Consider the following 6,370-nt stretch of genomic DNA (forward strand, 5'->3'; position numbering starts at 1 on the left):
TCTCAATTGTTCTTTCCGTTGCACTCTGCTGTGGGCGTGTCTGTGTGGTCCACAGGCTGGTTCTCTACATCTTGTATTTCATTGTCCTGCCGGCTACTGCCTGCCGTGCCGTTGGCTTCCTGCGGCAACAACGCCTGCAGTGCTTCCATCAGCGGGCGTTTCGCGCCTGCTTGTGTGGTGCGGAATCCGGTGTCCACGGCCGTGTCCGCCAAATGCCAGCCGATCACCACCAGCCCGTCCTTTTCGACGAACTTTCCTGCCATCCCCGACTGCGCACCGACCTCGCGCAGGTGCTCCTTCGCGATGAAGATGTCCTGCGCCCCTTTGCGTTCAATCACGACGCCGGCCGCGTAGACACGCACGATCGCCGGGGTGCGGATGCCAAGCCCGTGGACAGCCATGCGGTCAAGCCAGTCCCCTGCGGAGGTGGTGACAACATAGAGGCCCGGAACGCTGATGGCTGCCTCACCCATTCCGGACGGAACGAAAGGCAGTGCGGCGACGGCGTCCTGGCGTTTGAGCTTGTTGCGCCAGCCCCACCACATCATGGCGAAGATGACGACGACGAGCAGCAGTGTGAGCATGCCCGGCAGGATCCGCTCGTCCACTAGTTCCCCTCGTGGCGGTAGGGGGTGTTCAGCGTGCCGTTCAGCACCGTGGGGTGTCCGTGGAAGAACGTGGCCACCACCTTGCCGGGCAGCACCAGTCCGGCGAACGGGGAGTTGCGTCCCTTGGTGGCCATGGCGGCAGGGTCCACGTTCCACCGCGCGGCCGGGTCCACCAGCACGATGTTGGCCGGCTCACCCACTTCCAAGGGCCGGCCCTGGTCCTCAACGCGGCCAATCTGGGCCGGGGCGGTGGAGGTGACGCGGGCGAAGTCCTCCCACGTCATGAGCCCGGATTCGATCATGGTCTCCTGCACCACGGACAACGCGGTTTCCAGCCCGGTCATGCCCATGGCCGCTGCAGCCCACTCGCATTCCTTCGCTTCGCTGGGGTGCGGAGCATGGTCGGTGCCGACAATGTCGATGGTGCCGTCGGCCAAGGCTGCACGCAGGGCGTGGACGTCCGAGTCGGCGCGCAGCGGCGGGTTGACCTTGTACACGGGGTTGTAGCTGCGCACCAGTTCTTCGGTCAGCAGGAGGTGGTGCGGGGTGACTTCGGCTGTAACCGAGATTCCGCGCTCCTTGGCCCAGCGGATGATTTCCACCGATCCGGCCGTGGACACGTGGCACACGTGCAGGCGTGAGCCCACATGCTGGGCCAGCAGCACGTCCCGGGCAATGATGGATTCCTCTGCGACGGCTGGCCAGCCGGCCAAGCCGAGGTCAGCCGAAACGATGCCCTCATTCATTTGCGCGCCTTCGGTGAGGCGGGGTTCCTGGGCGTGCTGGGCGATGACGCCGTCAAACGCCTTCACGTATTCCAGCGCACGGCGCATCATGACGGGGTCGCTGACGCAGATGCCGTCGTCGGAGAAGACGCGGACGCGGGCACGGGAGTCGGCCATGGCGCCCAGTTCGGCCAGCTGCTTGCCGGCCAGGCCCACGGTGACGGCTCCGACGGGGTGGACATCGACCCAGCCTGATTCGCGGCCCAGCGTGTGAACCTGCTCCACGACACCGGCCGTGTCGGCAACCGGTGAGCTGTTGGCCATGGCGTGCACGGCGGTGAAGCCGCCCAAGGCGGCTGCACGGGTACCGGTTTCCACAGTTTCCGCGTCTTCGCGTCCGGGTTCGCGCAGGTGGGTGTGGAGGTCCACCATGCCAGGCAGCGCAATAAGGGAAGCCGCATCAATGACCGTTGCGCCGTCCACGGTGGCGGCGTCCAGGTCCTTGCCAACGGCGGCAATGACGCCGTCGCGGATCAGCAGGTCCGCCGTCGTGCTTCCCAAAAGGGACGCTGAACGAATCAAGTAACTTGTGGAAGTCATGAGGGATCCTTTACTGAAGGCACGGTTGAGGAGGTGTGTGTCTGACGCATTTCCCCGGAAAGCAGCAGGTAGAGGGCGGCCATGCGCACCGAGACACCGTTGCGGACCTGGGCCAGCACGGTGGAGCGGTGGGAGTCGGCGGCGGCGGAGGAAATTTCCAGGCCGCGGTTCATCGGGCCCGGGTGCATGATGATGGTGTCCTTGAGGTTCAGCGCGTCAAGGCGGGCCAGACGGGCGTCGTCGAAGCCCCACAGGCGGGCATATTCGCGCGTCGACGGGAAGAACGATGCGTTCATGCGCTCGGCCTGAACGCGCAGCATCATGACGGCGTCGACTCCGGCATCCAGTGTGGCGTCCAAGTCATAACTCACCTCGCAGGGCCAATGCTCGACGCCGACCGGCAGCAGCGTGGGCGGGGCCACAAGCGTGACGTGGGCGCCCAGGGTGCGCAGCAGCCATACGTTGGAACGGGCCACGCGGGAGTGCAGCACGTCGCCCACGATCATGACCCGCATGCCTGTCAGGTCTGCTCCCACGGACGGGGTGCCACTGAGCTTGGCCCAGTGCGCACGCATCGTGAAGGCGTCAAGGAGAGCCTGGGTGGGGTGGGCGTGCGTGCCGTCGCCGGCGTTGATGACGGCTGCGTCGATCCAGCCGGAGTTGGCCAGCCGGGCCGGAGCACCGGAAGCCCAGTGCCGGATGACGACGGCGTCTGCGCTCATCGCTTCAAGGGTCTGGGCCGTGTCCTTCAGCGACTCGCCCTTGGACACCGAGGAGCCCTTGGCGCTGAAGTTGATGACGTCGGCGGACAGGCGCTTGGCGGCGGCCTCGAAGGAGATGCGCGTGCGGGTGGAGTCCTCGAAGAACAGGTTCACCACGGTGCGACCGCGCAGGGCGGGCAGCTTCTTGATTTCACGCTCACCGACGGCTGACATTTCCTGTGCGGTGTCAAGGATCTGAATGGCATGTTCGCGGCTGAGTTGTTCAGTGGACAGCAGGTGCCTCATGCGCCTGCCTCGATGACCACTTCGTCGTTGGCAGCAGCGCCGCCGTCAATCTCGGACAGGCGCACACGGACTTTTTCGCTGGAGGAGGTGGGCAGGTTCTTGCCCACATGGTCTGCGCGGATGGGCAGTTCGCGGTGGCCGCGGTCAACGAGCACTGCCAGTCGGACGGCGCGGGGACGGCCCAGATCCACCAGTGCGTCAAGTGCTGCACGGATGGTGCGACCGGAATATAGGACGTCGTCCACGAGCACAATGGTTTTTCCGTCAATGCCTGAGGCGGGCAGTTCGGTGGGCTGGGGTGCCCGCGTGGGGTGCTGCGCCAGGTCGTCGCGGAACATGGTGACATCAAGCTGGCCAACAATGGCGGCCGGATCCACACTGGGATCGCTGGCAGCCAACTTCGCGGCCAGACGTTGCGCCAGCGGGTAGCCGCGTCGCGGAATGCCCAACAGCAGGAGATTCTGCGAGCCTTTGTTGGCTTCCAGGATCTCATAGGCGATGCGGGTCAGTGCCCGGTCAATGTCCGCGGCGGATAAAACCACTCGGGACACTACGGCAGGAGCTGAGGTTGATTGAACATCCCCGGTCGCTTCAGAGGAAGTATTCATTTTCTCGCGTCCCCTTTCCCCGCCTCACAGGACGGAATTAAAAGGTTGATTGCGTACATCTCAAAATACCACAGGCGCAGCCTGGCGTGCCGGCGCCTTGGTGGCGGTGCCTGCTGGCCCTAGTCTTTAAGCCATGACCGAACCTGGCCCGTGGCGGCAGCCTCCTGCTGGCACACCGCAGCAGCAGCAGCCCCAGTACACGCAGCAGTATGCCCAGCCGCAGCAGGCCCAGCAGTATGCCCAGCCACAGGCGCCCGGGACTGCGTTGAGCCACACACACAACTATTGGGCGCACCCCGCCCCGGCCCCGGCACGCAAGAAGGTGCGCGGCAGGGGCGCTAAAGTGACGAACATCATTTTGCTGTGTGTGCTGGCCCTCGTGACACTCGTAACATTGGTTTTCTTTGCCCTGTCCATCGGTGTCAACGTGTTCCTGGTCTGCGGCGCCTTGGCGTTGATTCCGTTGACCATCTGTGTGGCAACGCTGATGTGGATTGACAGGTGGGAGCCAGAGCCAGTCTCGGCCTTGGCCCTGGGTTTCTGTTGGGGAGCGGGCATGGCTGTCATCACCACTCTTGTGGTGGGCAGCTGGGTGCAGCCTTTGTTGATGAACGGCTCGACGGCGGACGGCGAGACCGTGGGCGCCGTCATCCAAGCACCACTCGTGGAGGAATTTTGCAAGGGCGCCGGCGTGCTACTCCTGTTCTTCCTGCGCAGACGCACGTTCGACGGACCCATAGACGGCGTTGTCTATGCCGGCATCGTGGCCGCGGGCTTTGCCTTCACCGAGAACATCCTCTATTTCGGGCAGGCTCTTCAAGAAGCCCAAGGGGCACCTGCCGGGATTCTGGGCATCTTTGTTCTGCGCGGTCTCATGTCCCCGTTCGCCCACGTCATGTTTACCGCCACGCTGGGAGTCTGTGTTGGCTGGGCGGCCCGCTACGGTGGGACCTGGACGGTGGTGGGGGCATGGGCTGTGGGACTGGTTCCAGCCATGCTCCTGCACGGGTTGTGGAACGGTTCGGCGTTCCTGGGCGGCAGCTTCTTCATCGCCTATGTGGTGCTGCAAGTACCGCTGTTCGTCCTGTTCATAGTCGGCGTCATCCTGCTGCGCCGTTCCGAAGCGAAACTGACCCGGACGCGTTTGTCCGAATACGTTCCGTCCGGCTGGTTCACCCCGCAGGAGGTGCCGATGCTCGCAACCGGTGGGGGCCGGCGTCGTGCGTTGACATGGTCTAAAACCTTTGCCGCAGCGGCAACCATGAAGGAATTCATCCGACTCGCCACCCGACTGGCCTTTACCCGACAACGCCTGCTGGTAGATTCACGCGGCCACGCACAAGGACGCGTTGCCGCCGGCCAAGAGCTGGAAATGTCGTTGTTGAACAAAATCACCGCCGTCCGCAGCAACCTCTTAGGCCAACACGCGGCAGCTACATGGCACGCCCAACAAGCCCAGCAAGTCCTGCTGGCCCAGCAACAGTACCGACAGCCGCCCTACTGATCTGCGGTCCCCGCCCTGCCCGCGCGCAAGCGGTCTGAAGAACGCAAAAAAAGGCCCGCGGCAGGCACCGAAAACATGATCGTGCTCGTGTTTCGGAACCCACTGCGGGCCTTTAGTGCAAAATTATGCCAGCAAGGTCGGCTTGATCTGCTGCAAACGGCCCAGCAGGCCATTGATGAACTGCGGGGATTCATCTGTGGAGAGGATCTTGGCCAGTTCCACAGCTTCGCTCACGGCAACTGCGTCGGGGACGTCGTCGTTGTAGAGCAGTTCCCACGTGCCGACGCGCAAGATGATGCGGTCAACGGCGGGCATGCGCTCAAGCGTCCAGCCCTGGGAGTACGTCTGCAAGAACTCGTCGATGCTCTCGGCCATGGTGGTGACGCCTTCAACCAGGTCAACCGTGTAGGGGTTGATGATCTGGTCGGTCTTTTCGCGCCGAGCGGTCAAGGCCGACAAGGCGCTGACCTCACGCTGTTCTGCCTCGAACAAGATTTCCAAGGCGCGGCGACGGGCCTTGCTGCGTGCCGAGTTTGGTTTGCCCGTGGGGCTGGTTTGACTGCTTGCCACTACTCGCTTACACGTCCCAAGTAGCTGCCGTCGCGGGTGTCAACCTTGACGAGGGTGTTGTTCTCAACGAACAACGGGACCTGGATCTCAAAGCCGGTCTCCACCGTGGCCGGCTTCGTGCCTGCGGAGGAGCGGTCGCCCTGCAGGCCCGGCTCCGTGTACGTGATGCGCAGCTGAACCGACGGCGGCAGTTCGATGTACAAGGGTGAGCCCTCGTACAGTGCGATGGTCACGTTGAGGTTTTCCAGCATGAAGTCGGTGGCGTCGCCAACGGTCTTCCCGGAAACGGTCAGCTGGTCGTAGTTGTCCAAGTCCATGAACACGAAGTCTTCGCCGTCCTGGTACAGGTACTGGAAGTCCGAACGGTCCACTGTTGCAGTTTCGATCTTCAAGCCCGCGTTGAACGTCTTGTCAACGACCTTGCCGGAGAGGATGTTGCGCATTTTGGTGCGGACAAAGGCACCGCCCTTGCCTGGCTTGACGTGCTGGAACTCAATGATGTTCCAAAGCTGGCCCTCAAGTTTGAGAACGGTGCCGTTCTTAATGTCGTTAGTCGTTGCCACAATAGCCTCTTAGCGTATAAGTGTTATCAAAAATCCATTGACCATACTACCGCACACGGCTGTGCTGCGCCGTATGATCCCCGCCACCACGGCGCGTTTGCCTTCTTCACGAGAACGACGGCGGCCTGCCGCAGGCGGGTGGGCCCACGTCTGCGAGGGGCCCCGGGCGAGGCACGAGGCTGGGG

Annotated in this window: 7 protein-coding genes; 1 reads left to right on the forward strand and 6 read right to left on the reverse strand. The window is 63.3% G+C overall.

Annotation, left to right across the window (positions count from 1 at the left end; translation table 11 throughout):
• Window positions 1-2: 2 nt before the first annotated feature.
• From Q4P21_RS06080 to pyrR, 4 genes are read right to left on the reverse strand one after another with little or no spacing between them, the layout of a single operon-like run.
• Window positions 3-608 carry a hypothetical protein gene (locus tag Q4P21_RS06080; protein WP_303387912.1) on the reverse strand — a complete coding sequence of 202 codons (606 nt, stop codon included), beginning with the start codon at window positions 606-608 and terminating at the stop codon, window positions 3-5.
• On the reverse strand, window positions 608-1,933 hold the full coding sequence (locus Q4P21_RS06085; protein ID WP_303387913.1) for a dihydroorotase: 1,326 nt from the start codon (window positions 1,931-1,933) through the stop codon (window positions 608-610). The genes Q4P21_RS06080 and Q4P21_RS06085 overlap by 1 nt, the downstream gene beginning before the upstream one ends.
• Entirely contained in the window at window positions 1,930-2,940 is a 1,011-nt protein-coding gene (locus Q4P21_RS06090; protein ID WP_303387914.1) for an aspartate carbamoyltransferase catalytic subunit, read from the reverse strand. The genes Q4P21_RS06085 and Q4P21_RS06090 overlap by 4 nt, the downstream gene beginning before the upstream one ends.
• Window positions 2,937-3,548, reverse strand: a complete 612-nt coding sequence (gene pyrR / locus Q4P21_RS06095; protein WP_303387915.1) for a bifunctional pyr operon transcriptional regulator/uracil phosphoribosyltransferase PyrR — start codon at window positions 3,546-3,548, stop codon at window positions 2,937-2,939. The genes Q4P21_RS06090 and pyrR overlap by 4 nt, the downstream gene beginning before the upstream one ends.
• A gap of 133 nt (window positions 3,549-3,681) precedes the next feature.
• Here pyrR and Q4P21_RS06100 point away from each other — a divergent pair, with 133 nt between their 5' ends.
• Window positions 3,682-5,052 carry a PrsW family intramembrane metalloprotease gene (locus tag Q4P21_RS06100; protein ID WP_303387916.1) on the forward strand — a complete coding sequence of 457 codons (1,371 nt, stop codon included), beginning with the start codon at window positions 3,682-3,684 and terminating at the stop codon, window positions 5,050-5,052.
• Between the two features lie 123 nt (window positions 5,053-5,175).
• Here Q4P21_RS06100 and nusB read toward each other — a convergent pair whose 3' ends face one another.
• Together nusB and efp are read right to left on the reverse strand one after the other, a co-directional pair.
• Complete coding sequence (nusB, locus tag Q4P21_RS06105) at window positions 5,176-5,622, reverse strand: transcription antitermination factor NusB (RefSeq protein ID WP_303387917.1); 447 nt, start codon at window positions 5,620-5,622, stop codon at window positions 5,176-5,178.
• Entirely contained in the window at window positions 5,622-6,185 is a 564-nt protein-coding gene (gene efp / locus Q4P21_RS06110) for an elongation factor P (RefSeq protein ID WP_207343979.1), read from the reverse strand. The genes nusB and efp overlap by 1 nt, the downstream gene beginning before the upstream one ends.
• Between the last annotated feature and the right edge of the window lie 185 nt (window positions 6,186-6,370).

It is taken from the genome of Arthrobacter sp. (genome assembly GCF_030540645.1).
In the GTDB taxonomy this organism is placed as follows: Bacteria; Actinomycetota; Actinomycetes; order Actinomycetales; family Micrococcaceae; genus Specibacter.